28 protein-coding genes are annotated in these 24,616 nt (G+C 34.9%); 7 read left to right on the forward strand and 21 right to left on the reverse strand.

Features of this window, described 5'->3' with window-relative positions:
* Positions 1-2: 2 nt before the first annotated feature.
* From rplR to rpsL, 21 genes are all read right to left on the reverse strand, one after another.
* Positions 3-353: a 50S ribosomal protein L18 gene (rplR, locus tag ACEN92_RS11750; protein ID WP_042565878.1), complete on the reverse strand. Its 351-nt coding sequence runs from the start codon at positions 351-353 to the stop codon at positions 3-5.
* A gap of 11 nt (positions 354-364) precedes the next feature.
* Positions 365-907, reverse strand: coding sequence for a 50S ribosomal protein L6 (gene rplF, locus ACEN92_RS11755; protein ID WP_495638569.1), 543 nt, complete (start codon positions 905-907; stop codon positions 365-367).
* An 18-nt stretch (positions 908-925) separates the two neighbouring features.
* The gene (gene rpsH, locus ACEN92_RS11760) at positions 926-1,324 is read right to left on the reverse strand and encodes a 30S ribosomal protein S8 (protein WP_017495014.1); all 399 of its coding nucleotides are present in this window, start codon (positions 1,322-1,324) and stop codon (positions 926-928) included.
* 104 nt (positions 1,325-1,428) lie between these two features.
* Positions 1,429-1,698 (reverse strand): 30S ribosomal protein S14, encoded by a 270-nt coding sequence (rpsN, locus tag ACEN92_RS11765; RefSeq protein ID WP_007803655.1) that lies wholly within the window; start codon positions 1,696-1,698, stop codon positions 1,429-1,431.
* Between the two features lie 3 nt (positions 1,699-1,701).
* Positions 1,702-2,253 (reverse strand): 50S ribosomal protein L5, encoded by a 552-nt coding sequence (rplE, locus tag ACEN92_RS11770; protein ID WP_007803652.1) that lies wholly within the window; start codon positions 2,251-2,253, stop codon positions 1,702-1,704.
* Between the two features lie 2 nt (positions 2,254-2,255).
* On the reverse strand, positions 2,256-2,570 hold the full coding sequence (gene rplX, locus ACEN92_RS11775; RefSeq protein WP_007803650.1) for a 50S ribosomal protein L24: 315 nt from the start codon (positions 2,568-2,570) through the stop codon (positions 2,256-2,258).
* Positions 2,571-2,581: 11 nt separating this feature from the next.
* Entirely contained in the window at positions 2,582-2,950 is a 369-nt protein-coding gene (rplN, locus tag ACEN92_RS11780) for a 50S ribosomal protein L14 (RefSeq protein WP_007803649.1), read from the reverse strand.
* Positions 2,951-2,952: 2 nt separating this feature from the next.
* Complete coding sequence (gene rpsQ, locus ACEN92_RS11785; protein ID WP_007803646.1) at positions 2,953-3,213, reverse strand: 30S ribosomal protein S17; 261 nt, start codon at positions 3,211-3,213, stop codon at positions 2,953-2,955.
* A gap of 17 nt (positions 3,214-3,230) precedes the next feature.
* The gene (gene rpmC / locus ACEN92_RS11790; protein ID WP_031456038.1) at positions 3,231-3,422 is read right to left on the reverse strand and encodes a 50S ribosomal protein L29; all 192 of its coding nucleotides are present in this window, start codon (positions 3,420-3,422) and stop codon (positions 3,231-3,233) included.
* Positions 3,423-3,435: 13 nt separating this feature from the next.
* Positions 3,436-3,861 carry a 50S ribosomal protein L16 gene (gene rplP, locus ACEN92_RS11795; RefSeq protein ID WP_007803637.1) on the reverse strand — a complete coding sequence of 142 codons (426 nt, stop codon included), beginning with the start codon at positions 3,859-3,861 and terminating at the stop codon, positions 3,436-3,438.
* Between the two features lie 19 nt (positions 3,862-3,880).
* Positions 3,881-4,642 (reverse strand): 30S ribosomal protein S3, encoded by a 762-nt coding sequence (gene rpsC / locus ACEN92_RS11800; protein WP_007803635.1) that lies wholly within the window; start codon positions 4,640-4,642, stop codon positions 3,881-3,883.
* Between the two features lie 5 nt (positions 4,643-4,647).
* Positions 4,648-5,061 carry a 50S ribosomal protein L22 gene (gene rplV, locus ACEN92_RS11805; RefSeq protein ID WP_007803631.1) on the reverse strand — a complete coding sequence of 138 codons (414 nt, stop codon included), beginning with the start codon at positions 5,059-5,061 and terminating at the stop codon, positions 4,648-4,650.
* Positions 5,062-5,067: 6 nt separating this feature from the next.
* Positions 5,068-5,346 carry a 30S ribosomal protein S19 gene (rpsS, locus tag ACEN92_RS11810; RefSeq protein ID WP_007803626.1) on the reverse strand — a complete coding sequence of 93 codons (279 nt, stop codon included), beginning with the start codon at positions 5,344-5,346 and terminating at the stop codon, positions 5,068-5,070.
* Positions 5,347-5,352: 6 nt separating this feature from the next.
* Positions 5,353-6,177, reverse strand: a complete 825-nt coding sequence (rplB, locus tag ACEN92_RS11815; RefSeq protein ID WP_059114053.1) for a 50S ribosomal protein L2 — start codon at positions 6,175-6,177, stop codon at positions 5,353-5,355.
* Positions 6,178-6,183: 6 nt separating this feature from the next.
* On the reverse strand, positions 6,184-6,474 hold the full coding sequence (rplW, locus tag ACEN92_RS11820; RefSeq protein ID WP_007803621.1) for a 50S ribosomal protein L23: 291 nt from the start codon (positions 6,472-6,474) through the stop codon (positions 6,184-6,186).
* Positions 6,475-6,481: 7 nt separating this feature from the next.
* Positions 6,482-7,111 carry a 50S ribosomal protein L4 gene (rplD, locus tag ACEN92_RS11825; RefSeq protein WP_495638570.1) on the reverse strand — a complete coding sequence of 210 codons (630 nt, stop codon included), beginning with the start codon at positions 7,109-7,111 and terminating at the stop codon, positions 6,482-6,484.
* Complete coding sequence (gene rplC / locus ACEN92_RS11830) at positions 7,111-7,728, reverse strand: 50S ribosomal protein L3 (protein WP_007803612.1); 618 nt, start codon at positions 7,726-7,728, stop codon at positions 7,111-7,113. Before rplC ends, rplD begins: the two co-directional genes overlap by 1 nt.
* A 404-nt stretch (positions 7,729-8,132) precedes the next feature.
* On the reverse strand, positions 8,133-8,438 hold the full coding sequence (rpsJ, locus tag ACEN92_RS11835) for a 30S ribosomal protein S10 (RefSeq protein WP_007803605.1): 306 nt from the start codon (positions 8,436-8,438) through the stop codon (positions 8,133-8,135).
* A gap of 11 nt (positions 8,439-8,449) precedes the next feature.
* A complete protein-coding gene (gene fusA, locus ACEN92_RS11840) occupies positions 8,450-10,606 on the reverse strand; it encodes an elongation factor G (protein WP_495638571.1) in 2,157 nt (718 codons plus the stop codon).
* A gap of 10 nt (positions 10,607-10,616) precedes the next feature.
* A complete protein-coding gene (gene rpsG, locus ACEN92_RS11845; RefSeq protein WP_007803600.1) occupies positions 10,617-11,093 on the reverse strand; it encodes a 30S ribosomal protein S7 in 477 nt (158 codons plus the stop codon).
* Positions 11,094-11,211: 118 nt separating this feature from the next.
* Positions 11,212-11,595: a 30S ribosomal protein S12 gene (gene rpsL / locus ACEN92_RS11850; RefSeq protein WP_007136570.1), complete on the reverse strand. Its 384-nt coding sequence runs from the start codon at positions 11,593-11,595 to the stop codon at positions 11,212-11,214.
* 183 nt (positions 11,596-11,778) lie between these two features.
* Between rpsL and ACEN92_RS11855 the strand changes: the two genes are divergently transcribed.
* The 7 genes from ACEN92_RS11855 to ACEN92_RS11885 all read left to right on the forward strand — a co-directional run bounded on the left by ACEN92_RS11855 (position 11,779) and on the right by ACEN92_RS11885 (position 24,560).
* Positions 11,779-13,479, forward strand: a complete 1,701-nt coding sequence (locus ACEN92_RS11855; RefSeq protein ID WP_495638572.1) for a BamA/TamA family outer membrane protein — start codon at positions 11,779-11,781, stop codon at positions 13,477-13,479.
* A gap of 87 nt (positions 13,480-13,566) precedes the next feature.
* Entirely contained in the window at positions 13,567-16,845 is a 3,279-nt protein-coding gene (locus ACEN92_RS11860) for a SusC/RagA family TonB-linked outer membrane protein (RefSeq protein ID WP_495638573.1), read from the forward strand.
* A gap of 11 nt (positions 16,846-16,856) precedes the next feature.
* Complete coding sequence (locus tag ACEN92_RS11865) at positions 16,857-18,317, forward strand: SusD/RagB family nutrient-binding outer membrane lipoprotein (protein WP_495638574.1); 1,461 nt, start codon at positions 16,857-16,859, stop codon at positions 18,315-18,317.
* A 305-nt stretch (positions 18,318-18,622) separates the two neighbouring features.
* On the forward strand, positions 18,623-21,823 hold the full coding sequence (locus ACEN92_RS11870) for a SusC/RagA family TonB-linked outer membrane protein (protein WP_495638575.1): 3,201 nt from the start codon (positions 18,623-18,625) through the stop codon (positions 21,821-21,823).
* 16 nt (positions 21,824-21,839) lie between these two features.
* A complete protein-coding gene (locus ACEN92_RS11875) occupies positions 21,840-23,285 on the forward strand; it encodes a SusD/RagB family nutrient-binding outer membrane lipoprotein (protein WP_495638576.1) in 1,446 nt (481 codons plus the stop codon).
* An 11-nt stretch (positions 23,286-23,296) separates the two neighbouring features.
* Positions 23,297-24,049, forward strand: a complete 753-nt coding sequence (locus ACEN92_RS11880; RefSeq protein ID WP_495638577.1) for a BT_2262 family domain-containing protein — start codon at positions 23,297-23,299, stop codon at positions 24,047-24,049.
* Between the two features lie 10 nt (positions 24,050-24,059).
* A complete protein-coding gene (locus tag ACEN92_RS11885) occupies positions 24,060-24,560 on the forward strand; it encodes a lipid-binding protein (protein ID WP_495638578.1) in 501 nt (166 codons plus the stop codon).
* The last annotated feature ends 56 nt before the right edge of the window (positions 24,561-24,616 follow it).

The following is a 24,616-nucleotide window of genomic DNA, read 5'->3' on the forward strand; positions in this document are numbered from 1 at the left end:
TATTAGAATTTAAGTCCAGCCGCTCTTGCGCCTTCTGCTAATGATTTAATACGACCGTGATATAAATATCCACCTCTATCAAAAGTGATGGTATCAATCCCGGCTTTTAACGCTTTCTCTGCAACTAATTTTCCAACAGCAGCAGCGATTTCAACGTTAGTACCTTTTCCTATTTCTTTTTCTCTTGAAGATGCAGCTAATAAAGTAACCCCATTTACGTCATCAATAAGTTGAGCATAAATTTCTTTGTTACTTCTAAATACAGATAGTCTTGGGTTAGTAGCAGTACCACTAATCGATTTTCTAATTCTGAATCTAATTCTCTGTCTTCTATCAGATTTTGTTAATGACATAATCTTATTTTTTAAGCTGATTTACCTGCTTTTCTTCTTAATACTTCACCCACAAATTTAACACCTTTTCCTTTATATGGCTCAGGCTTACGGAAACCTCTAATTTTCGCAGCAACCTGACCTAAAAGTTGTTTATCAAATGATGTTAATTTTACGATAGGGTTTTTACCTTTTTCAGATATTGTTTCAACAACTACTTCAGCAGCAACTTCTAAAACAATATTGTGAGAATATCCAAGAGCTAAATCTAATTTTTGACCCTGGTTTGAAGCTCTGTAACCAACTCCAACTAATTCAAGTTCTTTTGTAAAACCTTCAGATACACCAATGATCATGTTATTGATTAATGATCTGTATAATCCGTGTTTTGCTCTTTGGTCTTTATGATCAGACGATCTTTCTAATAGAACCTGATCGCCTTCAACTTTTACAGTAATGTCCGAAAACTCCTGAGTTAGTTGACCTTTTTTTCCTTTTACTGTAATGATACCGTCTTTAACTTCTACAGTTACACCGGCAGGGACTACAACTGGGCTTTTACCTATTCTTGACATCTTATTTAGTCTTTAAAATTAGTATACGTAACAAATTACTTCACCACCTACATTTAATTGTTTTGCTTGTTTTCCAGTCATAAGACCTTTAGAAGTTGAAACAATTGCAATTCCTAATCCGTTAAGGATTCTTGGTAATTTGGCAGCACCTGCGTATTTACGTAAACCAGGTTTACTAATTCTTTGGATATCTTTAATCACAGGCTCTTTAGTATCTTTGTCATACTTCAAAGCGATCTTGATTGAACCCTGAACAGAGTTGTCTTCAAATTTGTAACTCAAGATATAACCTTGATCAAATAAGATCTTAGTTATTTCTTTTTTTAGATTAGAAGCCGGAATTTCAACAACTTTGTGGTTTGCAGCCACAGCGTTACGAACTCTAGTCAAATAATCTGCAATAGGATCTGTATACATATGTATTTGATTGCGATTATGGTTTTCGGGAGATACTCATCTCCCGAACCTTTAATCAATTAAAATTATTTTTTGGTTTGCAAAAGTACTAACTTATTGCGAGATTACCAAGACGCTTTTTTAACTCCAGGAATTAACCCATTATTAGCCATCTCACGGAAAGTTACACGTGAAATACCGAATTGACGGATATAACCTCTTGGTCTGCCTGTTAACTTACAACGATTGTGCAAACGAACTGGTGAAGCATTTTTAGGTAATTTTTGTAAACCTTCAAAATCTCCGGCTTCTTTCAAAGCTTTTCTTTTCTCAGCATACTTTGCTACCGTTTTCTCTCTTTTCACCTCACGGGCTTTCATTGATTCTTTAGCCATGTCTTAATTCTTTTTAAAAGGTAATCCTAATTCAGCCAATAATGACTTTGCTTCCTTGTCTGTTTTTGCAGTAGTAACAAATGTAATATCCATTCCTGAAATTTTGTTTACTTTGTCAATATCAATTTCAGGGAAAATGATTTGCTCCAAAACTCCAAGGTTGTAGTTACCTCTTCCATCGAAACCAGTAGCTTTAATACCACTAAAATCTCTAACGCGTGGCAAAGCAGAAGTAACAAGTCTGTCTAAAAACTCATACATTCTTTCTCCACGTAAAGTAACTTTTGCTCCAATAGGCATACCTTTTCTCAATTTGAAAGACGCAACGTCTTTCTTTGAAATTGTAGATACTGCTTTTTGTCCAGTGATCTTTGTTAACTCATCAACTGCATAGTCAATAAGTTTTTTATCAGATACAGCTGCACCAACTCCACGGCTCAAAACGATTTTTTCAAGTTTTGGAACTTGCATCACGTTTGTATATCCGAATTCCTCTTTAAGAGCAGAGATTACTCTACTCTTATATTCTTCTTTTAGTCTAGGTGTATATGCCATTACTATAGTACTTGATTAGATTTTTTTGAAAATCTTACTTTCTTATCTCCCTCTACTCTAATACCAACTCTAGTTGTTTCCTTAGTTTTAGGATCAATTAGTGAAATGTTAGATATTTGTATAGAAGCTTCTTTCTTAACGATACCACCTTGAGGGTTTTTAGCACTTGGTTTTGTATGTTTCGAAACCATGTTTACACCTTCAACTATCGCTTTGTTTTTCTCACGGTAAACACGTAAAACTTTACCTTCAGCACCTTTATGGTCTCCAGCAATAACTCTTACGATATCTCCTGATTTTATTTTTAGCTTTATCATCTTAAAACGAATTAAAGCACTTCTGGTGCTAATGATACAATTTTCATGAATTGTTTTTCACGAAGTTCTCTTGCTACCGGACCAAAAACACGAGTTCCTCTCATTTCCCCTGCAGCGTTCAAAAGAACACAAGCATTATCATCGAAACGGATATAAGAACCATCAGCTCTTCTCACTTCTTTTTTGGTACGTACAACAACTGCAGTTGAAACAGCTCCTTTTTTAACGTTACCGTTAGGAGTTGCATCTTTAATAGATACTACAATCTTGTCACCAACAGAGGCATACCTTCTTTTGGTACCTCCTAAAACACGGATAGTTAAAACTTCTTTTGCTCCCGTGTTATCTGCTACTTTTAGTCTTGATTCCTGTTGTACCATAATTATTTAGCTCTTTCTAAGATTTCAACTAATCTCCAACATTTTGTTTTACTTAAAGGACGCGTTTCGCTAATTCTTACAGTATCTCCAATGTTACAGTCGTTTGTTTCGTCGTGTGCAACGTATTTCTTTGTTTTCAACACGAACTTACCGTATAATGGGTGTTTTACTTTTCTTACTTCAGCAATAACAATAGATTTATCCATTTTATTTGAAGTAACAACACCTATTCTTTCTTTTCTTAAATTTCTTTTTTCTTCCATCTTTCAGCAGAATACAATTATTGTAACTCTCTTTTAGTTAACTCTGTAGCTAATCTTGCAACTGTTCTTCTTACACTTCTAATTTGAAGCGGGTTCTCAATTGGAGAAATAGCGTGAGCCATTTTTAGGTCAGCATATACTTTCTTAGTTTGACTAAGTTTTTCTTGCAACTCCGCTGCAGAAAGATCTTTTATTTCTGATTGTTTCATAATATAAATTTAATTATGCTTCGAAATCTCTAGCAACGACGAACTTAGTTTTTACTGGAAGCTTTTGAGCCGCAAGACGTAAAGCCTCTTTTGCAACTGATAAAGGAACTCCTCCAACTTCAAACATAATTCTTCCGGGTTTAACAACGGCAGCCCAATATTCAACGGCACCTTTACCTTTACCCATACGTACCTCAAGAGGTTTCTTAGTAATTGGTTTGTCTGGAAATATTTTGATCCATAATTGTCCTTCTCTCTTCATAAAACGAGTTGCAGCAATACGCGCAGCTTCGATTTGACGAGACGTTAAGAACATTCCATCTTCATGTACAGATTTAATACCAAACATTCCATTAGAAAGTTCATGCCCTCTTTGAGAGTTACCTTTCATTTTACCTTTTTGTACCTTACGGTATTTTGTTCTTTTAGGCTGTAACATTTTTCTTTAGTTTAAAAATTTACTTTCTTTTACGAGCGTCTGGTTTTCCACCTTTATTAAAAGGCTTTCTGTCTCCTCTCGGAGAATCGCCACCTTTACCACCACCAGTTCCGGATTGTTTTTTATCCATTCCTGCAAGTGGAGAAAGATCTCTCTTTCCATAAACTTCACCTTTCATGATCCATACTTTGATACCCATTCTACCGTAAGTAGTATGAGCTTCAGCCAAAGCATAATCAATATCAGCTCTGAAAGTTGATAGAGGAATTCTACCTTCTTTGAAACCTTCTGAACGTGCCATCTCAGCACCATTCAAACGACCAGAAATCAAAACTTTGATACCTTCAGCGTTCATACGCATAGAAGCAGCAATAGCCATTTTGATTGCACGTCTGTAAGAGATACGGCTTTCGATTTGACGAGCGATGCTTGTCGCCACAAGATAAGCATCTAATTCAGGTCTTTTGATTTCAAAGATGTTGATTTGAACCTCTTTGTCAGTAACTTTCTTAAGTTCTTCTTTTAACTTGTCTACCTCTTGTCCGCCTTTTCCGATAATGATACCAGGTCTTGCAGTAGTGATAGTAACGGTTACAAGTTTCAAAGTTCTCTCGATGATTACTTTTGATACACTAGCTTTTGATAAACGAGCGTGGATATACTTTCTGATTTTGTGATCTTCGGCAAGTTTATCACCGTAATCATTTCCACCATACCAGTTTGAGTCCCACCCTCTGATGATACCAAGTCTATTTCCAATTGGATTTGTCTTTTGTCCCATGCTGCTTAAGAATTGCTTTGTGTGTTATTGATAGCTCCAAGCACGATTGTTACGTGGTTAGAACGTTTTCTTATTCTGTGTGCACGACCTTGTGGAGCTGGACGAAGTCTTTTCAACATCATTCCACCATCTACTCTGATCTCTTTAACAAATAACCCAGCTTCTTCTAAATTACCTTCACTATTTTTTTGCTCCCAATTGTTGATTGCAGATAATAATAGTTTTTCTAATTTTCTTGAAGCTTCTTTAGAACTGAATCTTAAGATGTTAAGTGCTCTTTCTACCTTCTGACCTCTTACCAAGTCCGCTACTAAGCGCATTTTTCTAGGTGAAGTAGGGCAGTTATTCAATTTTGCGAAAGCAATAGACTTATTAGCCTCTTTTCTCGCATCTGCTGTTTCTCTTTTACGAACTCCCATTGCTTCTTATTTTTTACCTTTATTTTTTGCTCCAGCATGACCTCTAAAAGATCTAGTTGGTGAAAATTCTCCTAATTTGTGACCTACCATGTTTTCTGTTACGTAAACTGGTACAAATTGACGACCGTTATGAACTGCGATAGTCTGTCCAACAAAGTCTGGAGTAATCATAGAAGCTCTAGACCAAGTCTTTACCACTCCTTTATTTCCGTTTTCAATGTTTTCCTGAACTTTCTTGTCTAACTTATAATGAACGAAAGGTCCTTTTTTTAATGAACGTGCCATATCTTATTATTTCTTTCTACGTTCTACGATATACTTGTTACTCGGGTTTTTCTTAGAACGAGTTCTATAACCTTTTGCTGGTATTCCATTTCTTGAACGTGGATGTCCACCAGAAGAACGTCCTTCTCCACCACCCATTGGGTGATCAACAGGGTTCATTGCAACAGGTCTTGTTCTAGGTCTTCTTCCTAACCATCTTGTTCTACCAGCTTTTCCTGACACAACTAATTGGTGGTCTGAATTAGAAACAGCTCCAATTGTAGCCGAACAAGTTAACAAGATCAATCTTGTTTCACCAGATGGCATTTTAATTGTAGCATATTTTCCATCTCTTGCCATTAATTGAGCAAATGTACCAGCTGAACGAGCGATTACCGCTCCCTGACCTGGACGTAACTCAATACAAGAGATTACAGTTCCTAAAGGAATTCTGCTTAAAGGCAATGTGTTACCAATTTCAGGTTGAGATTCCGGACCAGAAACTAATTTCTGACCAACTTTCAATCCGTTTTGTGCGATAACATAAGTTTTCTCACCATCAGCATAAGCTAATAAAGCGATAAATGCAGTACGATTTGGATCGTATTCGATTGATTTCACAGTAGCCGGAATTCCTTCTTTTGTACGTTTGAAATCAATAATACGATATCTCTGCTTGTGACCACCACCCGTATAACGCATGGTCATCTTTCCTTGACTATTTCTACCACCAGAGTTTTTTATCGGCGCTATCAAAGAGCGTTCCGGCTTATCAGTTGTAATGGCGTCATAACCATTCACAACTCTAAATCGCTGACCTGGGGTAATAGGTTTTAATTTTCTTACTGACATTTTATCTTAGATATTGTTGTAAAAATCAATTGTTTCTCCTTCTTGTACTTGCACAATTGCTTTTTTGATAGCATTTGTCTTTCCACTGATCAAACCACTTTTAGTGTATTTTGTAGTTCTGTCCGGTCTTACGTTCATCGTGTTAACTGAAACGATAGTTACTCCATAAGCAGCTTCGATAGCTTTCTTAATCTGAACTTTGTTTGCTTTTTTGTCAACAACGAATCCGAAGCGGTTTAAAACTTCACTTTCTTTGGTTACTTTTTCTGTTACTATAGGTCTAATTATGATGCTCATATTCCTATTATTTGCTTAAATTTTCTTCAATTAACTCCAAAGAACCTTCTAAAAGCACTAAATTATTAGTGTTTAAAATAGCGTAAGTGCTTAATTCAGAGCTAGTTACGACATTAGAAGCCTTTAAATTGCGTGACGACAAATATACATTTTTATTCGCTTCACCCAACACAAATAGAGATTTTTTATTTTCTAACCCTAAAGCTTTCAAAACGTTAATGAAATTTTTAGTGTTTGGAGCTTCAAATCCAAAGTCTTCAAGAACGATAATATTCGACTCTTTTGCTTTGATTGAGAACGCTGATTTTCTTGCCAATCTTTTCAAGCCTTTATTCAATTTGAATGAATAACTTCTTGGTCTTGGCCCAAAAATAGTTCCACCACCTTTAAACAATGGATTTTTAATACTTCCCGCACGAGCTGTACCAGTTCCTTTTTGTTTTTTAATCTTACGTGTACTTCCTGTCACTTCAGCTCTTTCTTTAGCTTTGTGAGTTCCTTGTCTTTGATTAGCAAGATATTGCTTAACATCAAGGTATACAGCGTGATTGTTTGGTTCAATTGCGAATACTGAATCAGAAAGTTGAACTTTTCTTCCAGTATCTTTTCCGTTGAAATCTAATACTTTTACTTCCATTACTTCTGAATGATTACATAAGAGTTTTTATGTCCAGGAACACATCCTTTAATAACAAGCAGGTTCTTTTCAGCCACTACTTTTAAAACTCTAAGGTTTTGAACTTTTACATTGTCTCCTCCCATTCTTCCAGCCATACGCATTCCTTTGAATACTCTAGATGGATAAGAAGAAGCTCCCACAGAACCTGGCGCTCTTAAACGGTTGTGTTGACCGTGAGTTGCTTGTCCAACACCACCAAATCCGTGACGTTTAACAACCCCTTGAAAACCTTTACCTTTAGATACACCTTGTACATCTACAAATTCTCCTTCAGCAAAAATAGAAACATCAATAAGATCTCCTAATTTTTGTTCAGTTGCAAAATCTTGAAATTCAACGACTTTTTTCTTAGCAACAGTTCCAGCTTTTTTAAAGTGACCTAAAGCCGCTTTAGTGGAATGTTTCTCGTTTTTGTCATCGAAACCAAGTTGCAACGCTTCGTACCCGTCAACACCTTTGGTTCTGACTTGGGTAACAACACACGGCCCAGCCTCGATTACTGTACAAGGAATGTTTTTCCCGTTTTCGTCGAAAATACTAGTCATGCCGATTTTTTTACCAATTAACCCAGACATAAATATTAATTATTAATTACTAAAATTCCCTTCAATTTGAAAACAACATAAATTTCCAAACAGGGAGTGCAAAAGTAGATATTAAAATTGAATATACCAAACAGTTACAAAAATTAAATGGCTCATTATCAAAATTCAAGAAACAAACTTATCCCTAATCCTATTTGATTTATTCAAAATAGCAGATTTCATATTTTTAACTTAGAACGATATCAGCCTTAACAATTCCTTAATCAACAAAATAAAAAACTTCCGCAACCGCCTAAATAAAAGACATTTCAACAAAAAAGAACATAATTGATTAAAAAGAAAACACTTCAACAATCACAAAAACAAAACTTTGCACAAACAAAAAAAAGCGAAACATTTCTGCCTCGCTTTTTTTATAAAATATAATAAAAAAATTATACTTTTATTTCTACTTCAACTCCACTTGGCAATTCAAGTTTCATTAATGCATCAATAGTTTTAGATGAAGATGAGTAAATATCAATCAATCTCTTGTATGACATTACTTCAAATTGCTCTCTCGCTTTTTTGTTAACGTGCGGAGAACGTAATACAGTGAAAAGTTTTTTGTGAGTTGGTAACGGAATTGGACCTGTTACAACTGCTCCAGTAGTTTTTACTGTTTTTACGATCTTTTCAGCAGATTTATCCACCAACATGTGATCGTAAGATTTTAGTTTTATTCTGATTTTTTGACTCATTTTCTTAAGAATTACGCGTTACCTTTTGCTTTTTTAATTACAGCTTCTGAAATATTAGAAGGTGTTTCTGCATAATGTGAAAACTCCATTGTTGAAGTAGCTCTACCAGAAGATAATGTTCTTAATGTTGTTACATATCCAAACATTTCTGACAAAGGCACATCAGCTTTAATAGTTTTAGCACCATTTCTGTCACCCATGTCATTAACCTGACCTCTACGACGGTTGATATCACCAACGATATCTCCCATGTTTTCCTCAGGAGTAATAACTTCCATTTTCATGATTGGTTCCAAAATAATTGCTCCAGCAGCTTTTGCTACTTCTCTATAACCCATTCTAGCTGCTAATTCAAAAGAAAGCGCATCAGAATCGACAGGATGGAAAGATCCGTCTGTCAAAGTTACTTTCAAACTATCCACTTGATAACCAGCCAAAGGACCAGTTTTCATAGCTTCACGGAAACCTTTTTCTACAGATGGAATATATTCTTTAGGAACGTTACCACCTTTTACCGCATTAACAAATTGCAATCCTACAGGAACTTTACCGTCAACTTCATCAGCCGGCTCAAGTGTAAATACGATATCACCGAATTTACCACGACCTCCAGATTGTTTCTTGTAAGTCTCTCTGTGCGTTGCACTTCTTGTAAACGCTTCTTTATATTCAACTTGAGGTTCACCTTGGTTTACTTCAACTTTAAATTCACGTTTCATACGATCCACTAAGATATCTAAGTGAAGCTCACCCATACCAGATATAATTGTTTGCCCTGAAGCCTCATCTGTTCTAACAGTAAATGTTGGATCTTCTTCAGCTAATTTAGCCAAAGCCATACCCATTTTATCAACGTCAGCTTTAGTTTTAGGTTCAATTGCAATACCAATTACCGGCGCAGGGAATTTCATAGACTCAAGAATAATTGGATGTTTTTCATCACACAATGTATCTCCAGTTTTAATATCTTTAAATCCAACGGCAGCTCCAATATCTCCAGCTTCAATATAATCGATTGGATTTTGTTTGTTAGCGTGCATTTGGTAGATACGAGAAATTCTTTCTTTATTTCCCGAACGAGTATTCAAAACATAAGAACCAGCATCTAAACGTCCAGAGTAAGCACGGAAGAAAGCTAAACGACCTACGAATGGGTCAGTAGCAATTTTAAATGCCAAAGCAGCGAACGGCTCTTTTACATCTGGCTTACGCAAGATTTTAGTTTGATCTTCTTCTAATAATTCAGCATCATCAGGATGAATCCCTTCGATACCTTCCTTATCCATTGGAGAAGGCAAATATTTACAAACTGCATCTAACATGAATTGAACTCCTTTGTTTTTGAAAGAAGAACCAGCAATCATAGGAATGATAGCCATATCCATAGTAGCAGCTCTTAAAGCTTTGTTGATTTCTTCCTCTGTAATAGAGTTTTCATCTTCCATGAATTTCTCTAAAAGATTTTCATCATAATCAGCAACTGCTTCAATAAGAATAGATCTGTATTCTTTAACTTCAGCTAACATATCCTCAGGAATTGGCACAATATCAAAAGTCGCTCCTTGAGTAGCATCATGCCAGATGATAGCTTGATTTTTTACTAAATCCACAACACCTTTGAAATCATTTTCTTCACCAATTGGCAAAGTAATTGCAACTGCATTTGATTTTAACATATCACGAACCTGTTGACAAACTGCCAAAAAGTTAGATCCTTGACGGTCCATTTTGTTTACGAATCCCATACGCGGAACCCTGTATTGATCTGCAAGTCTCCAGTTAGTTTCTGATTGAGGCTCAACACCATCAACAGCACTAAATAAGAAAACTAATCCATCAAGTACACGTAAAGAACGGTTTACCTCTACAGTAAAGTCAACGTGTCCAGGAGTATCAATAATATTAAAGTGATATGGCAAAGATTCAGGCAAAATTTTACCTTGCTCAGTTGGAAAATTCCATTCACAAGTTGTTGCAGCTGAAGTAATTGTAATACCTCTTTCTTGTTCTTGAGCCATCCAGTCCATTGTTGCAGCACCATCGTGTACTTCACCAATTTTATGTGATTTTCCAGTATAAAAAAGAATACGCTCAGTTGTTGTTGTTTTACCAGCATCAATGTGAGCAGCAATTCCGATATTTCTTGTATATTTTAAATCTCTAGCCATTTCTTACGAATTAAAATCTAAAGTGAGAGAAAGCTTTATTAGCTTCTGCCATCTTGTGAGTATCCATTCTTTTCTTAACCGCAGCACCTTCTTCTTTAGCAGCAGCTAAACATTCTGACGCTAAACGTTGTGCCATAGATTTTTCATTTCTTCTTCTTGAATAAAGTATTAACCACTTCATTGCCATAGAAATTTTTCTGTCTGGTCTAATTTGCATTGGAATTTGAAATGTAGCTCCACCCACTCTACGACTACGTACTTCTACGTGAGGCATAACGTTTGTTAAAGCATCTTTCCAAATTTCTAATGAAGATTTTTCTGAATCCTGCTTTTTAGACTCAATGATGTCAATTGCATCATAAAATACTTTGAAAGCTGTAGATTTCTTACCATCCCACATTAAGTTGTTCACAAAACGTGTTACCAATTGATCGTTAAATCTTGGATCTGGTAAAAGTGGTCTTTTCTTTGCCGCTCTTTTTCTCATGTCTTTTTTTTAATAAAAAGTTATAGGTCATCCGTTAAATGTTATGTTGTTACAGACTTCTACCAAAGTTTCAATCCCTAACCCTTAACTCCTAACCTCCAACTCTTAACGTTTTAAATTACTTTTTTGCTTCTTTTGGGCGTTTAGCACCGTACTTAGATCTTCTTTGCGTTCTTCCTGCAACCCCTGACGTGTCAAGCGCTCCACGAACGATATGATATCTAACACCTGGTAAATCTTTTACCCTTCCACCTCGCACTAATACTATCGAGTGCTCTTGTAGATTGTGTCCTTCTCCAGGGATGTAAGCATTCACTTCATTACCATTTGTCAAACGTACACGCGCAACTTTACGCATTGCAGAGTTTGGTTTTTTTGGTGTAGTAGTGTAAACACGCGTACAAACCCCTCTTCTTTGAGGACAAGAATCTAAAGCAACCGATTTACTCTTCTTAGTGATCTGAGTTCTTCCTGTTCTTACTAATTGTTGAATTGTTGGCATAATTAATACTAAAAATTTATTATGTATATTAAATTCCCGCTTTTTACGGGGTTGCAAATGTATAAAATATTTTTCACTATACAAATGTTAATCCATTAATTTTCAATAACATTATTTAAACTTATGATTTTCCAAACAAACAACAGATATTTGCAATATATTTAATAAATGCAATATTTAAAATTGAAACTATCTTTTTACATATTTATTTTTTTTCTTAGCGTCAACTGCCATGCGCAAAATTTTGAATTAAAAATTACTGGGATTAACACAAGAGAAAACCAAACAATTGATTCCTTAAATTACGCGACAACACATCCAAACATAAAATCCCTGATTGAAGAAAGCAACAACACTATACAAAAGCTTCATAAAAAAGGTTTTTTAGAAACTAAATTATTAGAAAACACCAAAATAAACGACTCCTCTTACAACTATAAACTGTCACTTGGACATAGAGTAAAATACACCTATATATATATAGGTAGGAATAACTCTTTTTTTGATCCATCTGAAACAAAAAATGACACTATAATTATTCCATATGAAGAAACCGAAAACTATATAAATCGAAAGATTTTAGAAGCCGAAAAACAAGGATTTGCCTTAACAAAAATAAAACTCAAAAATATCCAGAGAAAGAATATGATAATTTATGCGGATTTAAATTTTAATTCTGAAAAAAAACGCAGAGTAAATTCCATTATTATAAATTACATAAACAACAATTGGACAGATTATTTTCCCAAAGGGCATTTAAAACAACTTAATAAAAAATACATTAATAAGACTTTTAACCAAGAGGCAATTCAGGAACTTTATAGCGATATAAATAATTTCGAATTTGTAAATCAAACAAAGTATCCCGAAATATTATTCACGAGTGATTCAACAAAAATTTACACTTATCTGGAAAAAAGAAAAGCGAATACATTTGATGGATATATAGGATTTTCAAACAATGAGAATAAAAAATTAAATCTAAATGGCTATCTCGACATTTCACTACTTAACACTCTTCATGCCGGTGAGCAATTTTCGTTATATTGGAAAAGTGATGGTAATCAGCAAAAAACTTTTAACACTAAACTAGAAATTCCATACATTTTCAAATCATCTTTAGGAGTAAAAGCTCAATTAAATATATTTAAACAAGACAGTACTTTTCAAAATACTAAAACCGTAATTGATTTAGGTTACTATATCAATTATAATTCAAAAATATATTTTGGTTATCAATCTACTGAATCAAGTGATATTCAAAATGCTAATAACGCAACAATAAGCGATTTTAAGAATTCATATATTACTTCCAGTTATGATTATAAAAGACCCGACAATAATAACAATCTCTTTCCCAGGAAAATATTTTTAAACTGCACAATTGGATACGGAAAAAGAAACACTAATAATGAATCGGGAACACTTGAATCTAACAAACAACTTTTTACGTCGCTAAATTTATCTTATAATTTTAAGCTCAATGACAAGAGCTTTATTTACATCAATACACAAAATTATTTCTTGAAAAGCAGAAACTATATAACAAATGAATTATTTAGATTTGGCGGTTTAAATTCAATTAGAGGTTTTTCAGAAAACAGTTTGCAGGCAAACAATTCTCACTTACTTATAACAGAATACAGATATCTTACTACTTCGAATTTATATATTCACAGTATACTTGATTATGGAATATATCAGGATCCAACAACAATTACAAATACTAAAAAAGTAAGAAATTTACTATCTTTTGGTGCAGGATTAGGACTGTTGACAAAAAATGGTATTTTAAAAATACAAATAGCCAATGGCAGTACAAATAAAGGGGAAATAAAATTTTATAACAGTATATTAAATATTTGTTATAATGTTAAATTTTAACTGCTCATACAAAATCTTTAAGAAAAAACTTGGAATATTAACTAATTATTATGAGATTAGTGACACTAATTCAAAATATTTATTAATATGAAACCAATGTTTAATGGATTTTTAGTACTGTTATTAGTACTAATGGCGCAAATAACTCTTGCGCAAGAAAGAACTGTCTCGGGAATTGTTACCGATGATGCAGGCATGCCTTTACCGGGCGTAAGTGTATTAATTAAAGGTACAAAGACCGGAACACAAACAGATTTTGATGGTAAATATTCCATCAAAGTATCACCAAGTCAAGTTTTAATCTTTAGCTACATTGGTATGAGATCACAAGAAGTTGCAGCAAGCTCAGCCCAGGTTAATGCTAAATTATCAGGAGACACAATGCAACTTGAGGGAGTTGTTGTTACAGCATTAGGGATATCAAGAGAAAAAAAATCTCTAGGATATGCAACACAAGAAGTAAAAGGTGAAAGCCTGGCCGCAGTAAAGAGTGACAACTTTGTAAACTCTATTTCCGGTAAAGTTTCTGGTGTACAAGTAAAAAGAACAACAAATTTTGGCGGATCTACTAATATTGTAATTAGAGGAAATGCATCATTAACAGGAAACAATCAGGCCTTATTTGTGATTGATGGGGTTCCGGTAAGCAACAACAATTCCAACTCCAGAGATCAGGAACAATCAGGGGCTGGTTACGATTACGGAAATGCTGCATCTGACATTAACCCAGAAGACATTGAATCAATAAATGTACTTAAAGGATCAGCCGCCAGTGCATTATATGGATCCAGGGCAGCTAATGGTGTTGTAGTAATTACAACAAAAAAGGGAAATAAAAAAGGAAAAGGATATTCTATAACAGTAAATTCCGGAGTTAGCATGGGCTCTGTAGATAAAAGTACTTTTATAAAATATCAAAAACAATATGGCGCAGGATATGGCCCTTATTATGGACCGGATGAAGATTCTTACCTTGATCATAGAGATATTAATGGAGATGGCATTTTAGACAATGTAACACCATTAACAGAGGATGCTTCGTACGGACAAGCATTTGATCCAAATTTATTAGTGTATCAATGGGATGCTTTCTACCCGGAATCTCCAAATTACATGAAAGCAACTCCATGGATTAATGCAAAAAATGGCCCTATAACATTTTTTGAAAATCCTGTAGCCCTAACAAATTCTGTTTCGATAGATAAAGGTCTTGAAAATGGATATTTAAGGTTAGGAATTAATAATCTTGATCAAAAAGGACTTATGCCCAACAGTTCATTAAAAAGAAACACTGTTACCTTAAATGCATCAACCTTAATAAATGATAAGTTAACTGTAGCGGGATATGGTAACTTCACAAGAACAAGTACAATAGGCAGAAATACCACAGGGTACAATGACAATATTGCGGGTAATTTTAGACAATGGTGGCAAACAAACGTTGACATAAAAGATTTAAAGCAGGCTTATGAACTTACGGGAAGAAACGTAACATGGAATCCTAATGCCTATAACGACCCCAGACCAATATTCTGGGACAATCCTTATTTCCAACGCTATGAAAATTATGAATCAGACAGCAGAAGCAGGTTCATAGGTAATGCTTCTTTAAACTATAAAATTGCAAGCTGGTTAGATGCATATGGCAGGGTGTCTGTAGATACTTATGATGAATTACAAGAAGAAAGAAGAGCAGTTGGGAGTGTACCTTCAAATTTTGGTATCGGAACTGGCGGAGGTGATGGTAGTCTTAACAGAAACCCAGCTCCCTCAGGTTACTCAAGAAGAAATATTGGCTTCAGCGAATATAATTATGATTTCATGTTAAACTACAATACAAATTTAACAGAAAAATTAAACCTGAAAGGAGTTGTTGGTCTAAACGTTAGAAGAAGTTATTACAGCTCTATATGGGCTGCAACAAATGGCGGACTTGCTATACCTGGCCTGTATGCTTTACAAAATACAGCAGCTCCTATGCTGGCTCCAATAGAAAGGGACGAATCAATAGGAGTAGATGGTGTTTATGGAAGTGCTTCTTTAGGATATGATGATTATCTATACTTGGAAGGAACAATAAGAAGAGATCATTCTTCAACTCTTCCAGAAGCTAACAGCTCATACTACTACCCTTCTGTATCATCAAGTTTTGTATTTTCCAAATTTGTAAAAGCAGATTGGTTATCGTTCGGTAAAGTAAGACTTAACTACGCCGAAGTTGGAAACAGCCCTGGATTCGACAGAATCTTAGACACTTATGCCGTAAACACAGCTATAGGAGCCGGTTCTGCATCTGTAAAAGATACTAAAAATAATCCAAATCTAAAACCAGAAAAAACTAAAAGCTACGAGGCAGGTATAGAGCTGTCATTCTTTAAAAAGAGATTAGGATTAGACGTTTCGTATTACAAATCTAACTCAATCGACCAAATCATTCCTTTAAGACTAACATCTTCAACTGGTTACCTATACGAATTAATTAATGCAGGAGAAATAGAAAATAAGGGTATAGAGGTTTCTTTAAATGGAACACCAATCAAAACAGATAATTTCTCATGGGATGTTAATTTAAACTGGGCCAGAAACAGAAATAAAGTATTGAATCTTTTAGACGGTATCGACAATCTACAATTAGGTTCTTTTCAGGGAGGTGTTACAATAAATGCAGCAGTTGGCCAGCCTTATGGAGTAATCTATGGGACTCAATACACTTATTTAAATGGACAAAGAGTAGTCGATCCTGCTAACGGTCAATATATCAAAACTTCAACTTCTGATAACCCAATTGGAAATGCAAATCCAGAATGGACTGGAGGTTTAAACAATAAATTCACATACAAAAATTTCTCACTCGAGTTTTTAATAGATATGCAAAAAGGCGGGCAAATATTTTCATTAGACCGCTATTATGGTTTAGCAACAGGTTTACCAGACGATACAGCATTTATAAATGAACTTGGAAATCCTGTTAGAGATCCATTAACATCAGGAAGTGATAGCGGAGGATTTATTAATCCTGGTGTAAACCCTAATGGAAATGTAAACACAACCAGAATTGTAGCAAGTCGTTTTGGAGCTCAGGGATACAGAAGAGGATTACCAGATGAAGCATTTGTATATGATGCCAGCTATATTAAATTAAGACAAACTGCAATTTCTTATTCTCTTTCAGAAAAAGTTTTAAGAAATACATTCATGAACGGAATGACTTTAAGTGTTGTCGGAACTAACCTTTGGATTATTCACAAAAACTTACCAGATGCAGATCCGGAATCAGGATTAGGAGCAGGTAATTTACAAGGCTACTCAACAGGATCTTTACCATCTACAAGAGACATTAGCTTTAACATTAAAATCCAATTTTAAAATTAGAAATCATGAAAAAAATATTCTTTATTCTCTTCACGGCAACAATATTAGCATCTTGTTCCGATGATTTAGAGAAATTAAACGTAAACGTAAAAGACCCTGCGAATGTACCTGGAGAAGTTTTATTTACAAGTGCTCAAAAAAGTTTGGTAGATCAAATGATGAGTACTAATGTAAATGACAATATTTTTAGATTACTAAATCAATATTGGACAGAAACAGTGTATACAGATGAAAGTAATTACGATTTAGTTACCAGAACTATACCAGAACAGCACTGGCAGTATTTATACAAAGATGTACTAAAGGATTTAGATCAAAGTGCAAAAAATATTACTAATACCCCACTTGGATTAACCGAAAATCCATTGAATAAGTCAAACAAACTTGCTATAATCGAGGTTTTAAATGTCTATACTTACGCAATATTAGTAGAAACTTTTGGAGATGTACCATATTCACAGGCATTAAATTTAACTTATAAAACGCCTAAATATGACGATGGCTTAACAATCTACAAAGATTTAATAGTAAGATTAAACAAAGCTATAACAAACCTCAATACTGCAGGCGAAAGCTTTGGTGGTAATGACAGAATCTATGCTGGTGATGTTAGCAAGTGGATTAAGTTTGCAAACACACTAAAATTAAGATTAGGCATTATGATCTCAGACATACCATCTGAAGCGGCTCTTGCGCAAGCCACTGTATCTAGTGCAGCTCCACTTGTTTTTTCATCTAATCTTGACAATGCTGATTTCAAATACTTAACAGCGACTCCAAATACAAATCCTTTATATGTTGACCTTGTTGCGAGCGGTCGTTCAGATTTTGTTCCGGCAAACACATTAGTAGACGTTATGAATGATTTAAATGATCCAAGACGCTCTAAATATTTCGACAAGAATGTGGACGATCCGACCACTCCGGAAGTAGAATATATTGGCGGTACAAACGGAGGAAGCAATTCATTTCCGAATTTTACACATATTTCACCTACTCTTCAGGCGCCAGATTTCCCTGGAACTATTTTGGATTATGCAGAAGCTGAGTTTTTATTAGCAGAAGCAGCAGAAAGAAATCTATATGGTACTCCGGCAACAGCTGCTGCACATTATAATGCGGCTATTACGGCATCGATTTTAGATTGGGGCGGCACTGAAACAGAAGCAGTGGCTTATCTCGCAACACCAAATGTTGCATACGCTACAGCTCCGGGTACGTGGAAACAAAAAATAGGTACTCAAAGCTGGATAGCATATTACAACAATCCATTTGAAGGCTGGTCTACTTATAGAAGACTGGATTATCCAGTTTTAGTTGCTCCGGCAGATGCAGTTTCTGCAATTCCGGTTCGCTATACTTATCCAATTATAGAACAATCATTAAACAAAAGCAGTTATACTGCAGCAAGCCAGGCAATTGGCGGTGATAATGTCGAAACCAAATTATTTTGGGATAAATTTTAGAGAATATATTAAATTAAAGGTAAAAAGCCGCCTCTTTAGGTGGCTTTTTCTGTATTAAAAGTTATAAAAAAAACAATTGATGATGTTATTCTATATAATTTAACATTTACCAAAGTTCCAGTATATTTCATTATTATCATATTTGAAGCGATAAATTACGAATATTGAATTTGAACATGTTTATTAACACTAAAAAAACAATATCCTATTGTAAAATCATAATTTAACTAAAAAAAAAGCTTTTTATATTAGGATAGTTAACAAATTATTAAGAGTTTTGCGATACTAATTCAAAATATTAAAAAATGAAACTAAAGTTCAATGGATTCCTAGTACTTTTGTTAGTACTAGTAGCGCAACTTACTTTTGCGCAGGAAAGAGCTGTTTCAGGTATAGTTACCGACAATGCGGGAATGCCTTTGCCTGGCGTTAGTGTATTGCTGAAGGGAACAAAATCTGGAACACAAACTGATTTTGATGGTAAATTTACTATCAAAGTATCACCAAGCCAAGTTTTGGTATTTAGCTACATTGGGATGAAAACCCAAGAGATAGCTGCAACTTCTTCTGTAGTTAATGTGAAATTAGCAGATGCTGGTGCACAAGAACTTGAAGGCGTTGTTGTAACTGCATTTGGTATCAAAAGAGAGAAAAAATCTCTTGGTTATGCAACAACAACTCTTAAATCTGAACAGATTACTGCCGTAGTTAATACAAACCCATTTGAGACACTTTCTGGTAAAATCGCCGGTGTTGACATTACTGCTCCATCTCAACCAGGAGCTTCAACAAAAGTCATTATACGTGGTTTAAATACCATTACAGGAAACACTGGTCCACTTTACATTGTTGATGGCACTCCAATTAACAATAGTGCAACAGGTAGTGGTAATGATGGAGTTGCAACTACAACAAGATCTTATGATGCTGGTAGCGGTATTAGTGACCTTGACCCAAATAACATTGAAAGTATGACAGTTCTTAAAGGAGCTGCTGCATCTGCACTATACGGCTCAAGAGCTGGAGGCGGGGTAATCATCATCACAACTAAAAAAGGTAAATCAAACTCAGGAATTAAAGTTGACTTATTAGCTTCAACAGAATTCAGTCAAGTTGCAAGAGTTCCTCACTTACAAAATCAATTTGGACAAGGATGGAATGGTGTAGGATTTTCAGGATCTAACTCTTACAGTAATGAAAATGGTTCTTGGGGACCAGCATTCAATGGAGAAGTTAGACCTTGGGGAACAATATACAACAACAGTCAACAAATTAAACCTTATGTAGCATTAAATGACAACGTGAGAGATTTTTACAAAACTGGATCATTAGCAACACAATCTGTAACCCTTAGTGGTGGTGGTGATACGTCAGATTTCTCATTAGTGTTCTCTAATGTAAACAGTGATGGAGTTGTACCAACTGACGCTGATTTATATAAAAAACAATCTTTAGGATTTAACGGTGGCTTGAAATCAAACAAATTCACATTAAGAACATCTATCAATTATGTTTACAAAGACCAAGGTGTTGTAAATACAGGGCAAGGAGATGATGCTGGTCAAGGTTCAACTTTACAACAAGAATTATTACAAATTCCTAGAGATGTAAGTATTGTTGATTTAGCAGATTACAAAAACAATGTTTTTAATAATAATAGCTATTATTTTACTCCTTATGCTGGAAATCCTTATTTCGCAATAAACGAAAACAGTACAAAAGTATTAGGAAACAACATTTTTGGGAACGTAAATTTAAGTTATAAAATTACTGATAAAATTACAGCTACATGGCAAATTGGTGGTAATATCAGAAATGAAAGATTTAAAAGTTATGGAGCTATTGTAGATTATGAGCCAGGAAGCCCTCAAGACGGTAATAAAAACGTAATAGTTGGTGGAGTTACAGAAGGAAGATCAGAATATAGTGAATTTGACACTTTTTTTAATCTTAATTACAATACTAATTTAAGCGAAGACTGGACTCTAAATTTATTAGGAGGTTTCAATTATAACAAGAGAGAGACTGATGAACTATTCAATACAATTACCGGTTTAGGTATTAAAAATTACTATGAACTTTCTAACTCAGCATCAAGACCTGTAATCTTTCAGAATAACTCTTTAAGAAAAACAGGTGCTGTTTATGCATCTGCTGAATTTGCTTTCAAAAACAGGTATTTTGCTACTATTACAGGTAGAGAAGATGTAACTTCTACTTTACCAATTGGTAACAATGCTTACTTTTACCCTGCATTATCTCTTGGAGCCATTGTTATTGACAACGGAAGTACTTTCTTAAAATTAAGAGGCGCCGCTTCTAAAATTGCAAATGACACAGAACCTTATAATACAGAAAATGCATATGTACCTGGATCAGCAGCAGCAAATTTTGGTGTAATATCTTCTCCAATTGGAGGGGTAAGTTATTACGAAGCATCTTCAAGACTAGGAAACTCAGAATTGAAACCAGAAAGCACAGTTGAATATGAAGTTGGAGCAGAAGGATCTTTCTTCAAAAACAGAATTAGCTATGATATTGCATTATATCATAAAACAACTTCTGATGTAATCGTATACCTACCTTTAGATCCATCAACAGGATTTACATCTAAAGCTATCAACGCTGCAGATATTGTTAATAAAGGTATTGAATTATCTCTTACTGGAAGTCCAATCAAAAACCAAAACTTCACTTGGAATATTACCTACACGTTCACAAAAAACATGAACGAAGTTACTGAGATAGCTGAAGGATTTAACACTATTGATTTAGCAACTGGTTACTCAGTAACATACAGAGCTACTAAAGGACAGCCAATGGGTACCTATTACGCTTATGTCCCAAAAACAAATGCAGCGGGTCAAACTATTGTAAATGCATCTACTGGAATGTACGAACTTAGCGACGATATTCAACGTGTTGGAGACTCTCAACGTGATTTTGTAATGGGTCTGCAAAATACTTTTAAGTATAAAAATTTTAATTTAGGATTTTCATTAGACTGGAAAGAAGGTGGAGAAATGTATTCTTATACAAAAAGACTTGCTCATTTTACAGGAAATGGTATTGAAACTGCATATAACGACAGAAATACATTTATTGTTCCTAACTCTGTTAATGAACATGTAGATACAGCAACCGGTGCTGTAACTTATACGGAAAACATGACTCCTGTCACATTTGCAAAAATAAATTCATTTTATAATACTCAGGACAATCCAGCTTACGAAAATAACCACGTAATAGACAAAACTTTTGTTAGGCTAAGAGAGGTTACTTTTAACTATGATTTCCCTTCTTCATTAAGCAAAAACATGGGATTAAACAAAATTACACTGGGAGTTTACGCCAGAAATCTTTTTATGTGGACGCCAGGAGACAATCCTTATGTAGATCCGGAAGTATCAACATACGGAGCAACACGTTCAATTTCAGATTTCGGAGAATTTGGATCTAACCCATCACAAAGATCAGTAGGTGGGGTTTTAAAATTATCATTCTAAAATAAAATATAGAAAAATGAAAAAAATAGCAACATTAATAACAGCTCTTTTCTTATTAGTGTCATGTGACGAAACATTTGACATTAATAGAGATCCGGACTTATTGCCAGCGGGACAGGCTTACTCCACCATTCTTCCTGCCGGTATTGCAGGGGTTGCAGGAGCCCAAGGTTCTTATTATGCGATTATAGGAGGCTTTTGGTCACAATTCTGGACACAAAATACTACCTCAAATCAATACAAAGACGTAGATCAATACAGTATTGGAACAAATGATTATCAAGTTGGCTGGACAGCAATGTACGATGCTTTAAACGACATTAGAGTTGTAAAAGCAAAAGCATTAGCTGAAGGTAACTGGAACTACTTTTTGATAGCTACTGTACTTGAAGTACAAGCTTCACAAGTAATGACCGATTTGTATGATGATATTCCTTATGCTGAAGCTAACAATGTAAACATTTTACAACCAAAATTCAATACAGGAAAACAAACTTATGATTTAATGATAGCTGACCTAAAGTTAGCATTATCAAAAAATCTAAGTGCATCTGTAGGTGAAGTTCCTGCTAAAGATGATTTCCTCTTTAACGGAGATATGACAAATTGGACAAAATATGGTAATACACTATTATTAAAATTACATTTAAGATTAACTCAAGTAAATCCAGCACTTGCTGAATCGGGAGTTAAGGCTTTAATTGATTCAGGTGCTAAATTCTTGGATGTTGATGCTTCAATGCATAACTTCGAAAATGCTGACAGTAGAAGTAATCCTTTGTTTGAATCAGACAGAAGACAATTGAATACTACTTTAAATCTTAAAGCTAGTAAAACAATGTACTCTTTCTTAGACGAAAATGAAGACCCTCGTATAGCTAAATATTACGAAAATGGAGGAACTTCCACAGGAAAAGCTAACAATCAGGGTGACTTCTTAAACAATGCTACAGGTCTTTCTACAGTAATTTTAGCCGCTACAACTCCCGTATACTTCATTAGTGCCGAAGAAAGCTATTTTTTACAAGCAGAGGCTCTTACAAGATATTACGGCGGAGCTGGTGCTAAAGCAGCTTATGATTTAGGTGTTACTGCAAATTTCAGCAAATATTCACTTAATGCGTCTGCTTTTATAAATGCTGGAGGAAATTACGAATTCCCAGCAACAGGAACTGATGCTCAAATTGAAGCAATTATTACACAAAAATGGATTTCAAGTTTCCCTGGAAACGGCTACGAATCTTTCATTGAGCAAAACAGAACAGGCTACCCAAAAGTATCCAGTGTTCCTCAAACTAGTGCAAGCTATATTCCTGGACAATTTGCTGTGTCTGTACAAAGTGTACTTGACGATAACTTATTCCCTAAAAGAATTGTTTTACCAAATACGGTAAAATCGAGAAATCCAAATGCTCCAGCTTTAAAAGCAATAACTCTTCCGGTATGGTGGGACGTTAACTAAAAAACTAACTGATGAAAAAAATATTTATACAATTAATGGTGTTTAGCGGTCTGCTATTTACATCATGCTCAACGGATACTGACAATGTTTCAAAAGTCACAAACTATCCAGTTATTACCCTTAATGGTGACGCTACAGTATTTGTACCACTAGGTGGAACTTTTACTGACCCAGGCGTTGTTGCCCTAGAGGGAGGCGCTGAAATACCAACTGTAGTATCTTATGTAGGAAATTATAGAAAAGCCACAACACTTGATATTAACCAAGCAGATGAGTATACTCAGACCTATACTGCAGTAAATAAAGATGGTTTTAAAGCAACTTTAACCAGAAAAGTAATTGTTTACAAAACTGGCAACCTAATTAACAGTATTGAAGGCGTTTATCTTTCTACAACTAGAAGAAATGGTACATTACTACCTGCATCTCAAGGAAGTTCAGTAGACCAGAAATATGTCTATATCTGGAAAAATACTGATGGTACTTATGGAGTATCAGATGCTTTTGGTGGCTGGTATAGTATAGGAAGAAATATTGGCTTAACTTCTGCAACTCAAGGCGGAACAATTACTGGTAATATTGCAACTAATACGTTTACTTTTCCAGGGAACCCATTAGGGAATGCATACTTTGGAGGAGTTGCCAACATAACTGGATTAACTGTTAATGCTGCAACCAAAACACTTGTACTATCAACTTCTTGGGCTGCTTCTGCGACTACTAATTATAGCTTTGTTTCAACATTAACACAAGTACAACTTTAAAATTATTACAATGAAAAAATTAAAACTAAATATAAGACTTGTACTTGTAGCAATACTTGTACTTACTTCATTTACATCTTGTGATGAAGTAGGAGATACTGATCCGGGAGGAACCTCTGTCGAGTCAATGGCTGGAGATTGGTATATAACACTTACTGATTCTGATGGAGAGGTAGTAACGGATCATGCCCTACATTCAACATACAATACTGCAGCAAACGACAACACAATGTGGATTGACGATGCTAAAACCGGATATGTGATTAAATGTAAAGTTACTGTTGATGTCAAGTCTGAAACTTTTACCGCTACATCTGCAGAAAATGTACTGGACCCAGGTTCCACAGTAACTATTACTGAAGGAAAAATAGAAAAAGGAGCAGCGACTTCTAAAGGCGGACACAAAGTTGACAAGATATCTTTCAGAGCTCATTTTAGCTACGATGCCGCAGGCTATGACATTCTTTATGACGGTCACAAGAGAACTGGTTTCAAAGAAGATGAATATTAGATTTTAATTATAAAAAACTAAAACCACTCTGTTCATCCAGAGTGGTTTTTTTTTAT

This window comes from Flavobacterium sp. Flavsp81, assembly GCF_059491325.1.

Coding starts and splice junctions, on each gene's coding strand:
- rplR (WP_042565878.1), bottom strand. CDS start 353: ATGTCATTAACAAAATCTGATAGAAGACAGAGAATTAGATTCAGAATT.
- rplF (WP_495638569.1), bottom strand. CDS start 907: ATGTCAAGAATAGGTAAAAGCCCAGTTGTAGTCCCTGCCGGTGTAACT.
- rpsH (WP_017495014.1), bottom strand. CDS start 1,324: ATGTATACAGATCCTATTGCAGATTATTTGACTAGAGTTCGTAACGCT.
- rpsN (WP_007803655.1), bottom strand. CDS start 1,698: ATGGCTAAAGAATCAATGAAAGCCCGTGAGGTGAAAAGAGAGAAAACG.
- rplE (WP_007803652.1), bottom strand. CDS start 2,253: ATGGCATATACACCTAGACTAAAAGAAGAATATAAGAGTAGAGTAATC.
- rplX (WP_007803650.1), bottom strand. CDS start 2,570: ATGATAAAGCTAAAAATAAAATCAGGAGATATCGTAAGAGTTATTGCT.
- rplN (WP_007803649.1), bottom strand. CDS start 2,950: ATGGTACAACAGGAATCAAGACTAAAAGTAGCAGATAACACGGGAGCA.
- rpsQ (WP_007803646.1), bottom strand. CDS start 3,213: ATGGAAGAAAAAAGAAATTTAAGAAAAGAAAGAATAGGTGTTGTTACT.
- rpmC (WP_031456038.1), bottom strand. CDS start 3,422: ATGAAACAATCAGAAATAAAAGATCTTTCTGCAGCGGAGTTGCAAGAA.
- rplP (WP_007803637.1), bottom strand. CDS start 3,861: ATGTTACAGCCTAAAAGAACAAAATACCGTAAGGTACAAAAAGGTAAA.
- rpsC (WP_007803635.1), bottom strand. CDS start 4,642: ATGGGACAAAAGACAAATCCAATTGGAAATAGACTTGGTATCATCAGA.
- rplV (WP_007803631.1), bottom strand. CDS start 5,061: ATGGGAGTTCGTAAAAGAGAAACAGCAGATGCGAGAAAAGAGGCTAAT.
- rpsS (WP_007803626.1), bottom strand. CDS start 5,346: ATGGCACGTTCATTAAAAAAAGGACCTTTCGTTCATTATAAGTTAGAC.
- rplB (WP_059114053.1), bottom strand. CDS start 6,177: ATGTCAGTAAGAAAATTAAAACCTATTACCCCAGGTCAGCGATTTAGA.
- rplW (WP_007803621.1), bottom strand. CDS start 6,474: ATGAGCATCATAATTAGACCTATAGTAACAGAAAAAGTAACCAAAGAA.
- rplD (WP_495638570.1), bottom strand. CDS start 7,111: ATGGAAGTAAAAGTATTAGATTTCAACGGAAAAGATACTGGAAGAAAA.
- rplC (WP_007803612.1), bottom strand. CDS start 7,728: ATGTCTGGGTTAATTGGTAAAAAAATCGGCATGACTAGTATTTTCGAC.
- rpsJ (WP_007803605.1), bottom strand. CDS start 8,438: ATGAGTCAAAAAATCAGAATAAAACTAAAATCTTACGATCACATGTTG.
- fusA (WP_495638571.1), bottom strand. CDS start 10,606: ATGGCTAGAGATTTAAAATATACAAGAAATATCGGAATTGCTGCTCAC.
- rpsG (WP_007803600.1), bottom strand. CDS start 11,093: ATGAGAAAAAGAGCGGCAAAGAAAAGACCACTTTTACCAGATCCAAGA.
- rpsL (WP_007136570.1), bottom strand. CDS start 11,595: ATGCCAACAATTCAACAATTAGTAAGAACAGGAAGAACTCAGATCACT.
- ACEN92_RS11860 (WP_495638573.1), top strand. CDS start 13,567: ATGAAACCAATGTTTAATGGATTTTTAGTACTGTTATTAGTACTAATG.
- ACEN92_RS11865 (WP_495638574.1), top strand. CDS start 16,857: ATGAAAAAAATATTCTTTATTCTCTTCACGGCAACAATATTAGCATCT.
- ACEN92_RS11870 (WP_495638575.1), top strand. CDS start 18,623: ATGAAACTAAAGTTCAATGGATTCCTAGTACTTTTGTTAGTACTAGTA.
- ACEN92_RS11875 (WP_495638576.1), top strand. CDS start 21,840: ATGAAAAAAATAGCAACATTAATAACAGCTCTTTTCTTATTAGTGTCA.
- ACEN92_RS11880 (WP_495638577.1), top strand. CDS start 23,297: ATGAAAAAAATATTTATACAATTAATGGTGTTTAGCGGTCTGCTATTT.
- ACEN92_RS11885 (WP_495638578.1), top strand. CDS start 24,060: ATGAAAAAATTAAAACTAAATATAAGACTTGTACTTGTAGCAATACTT.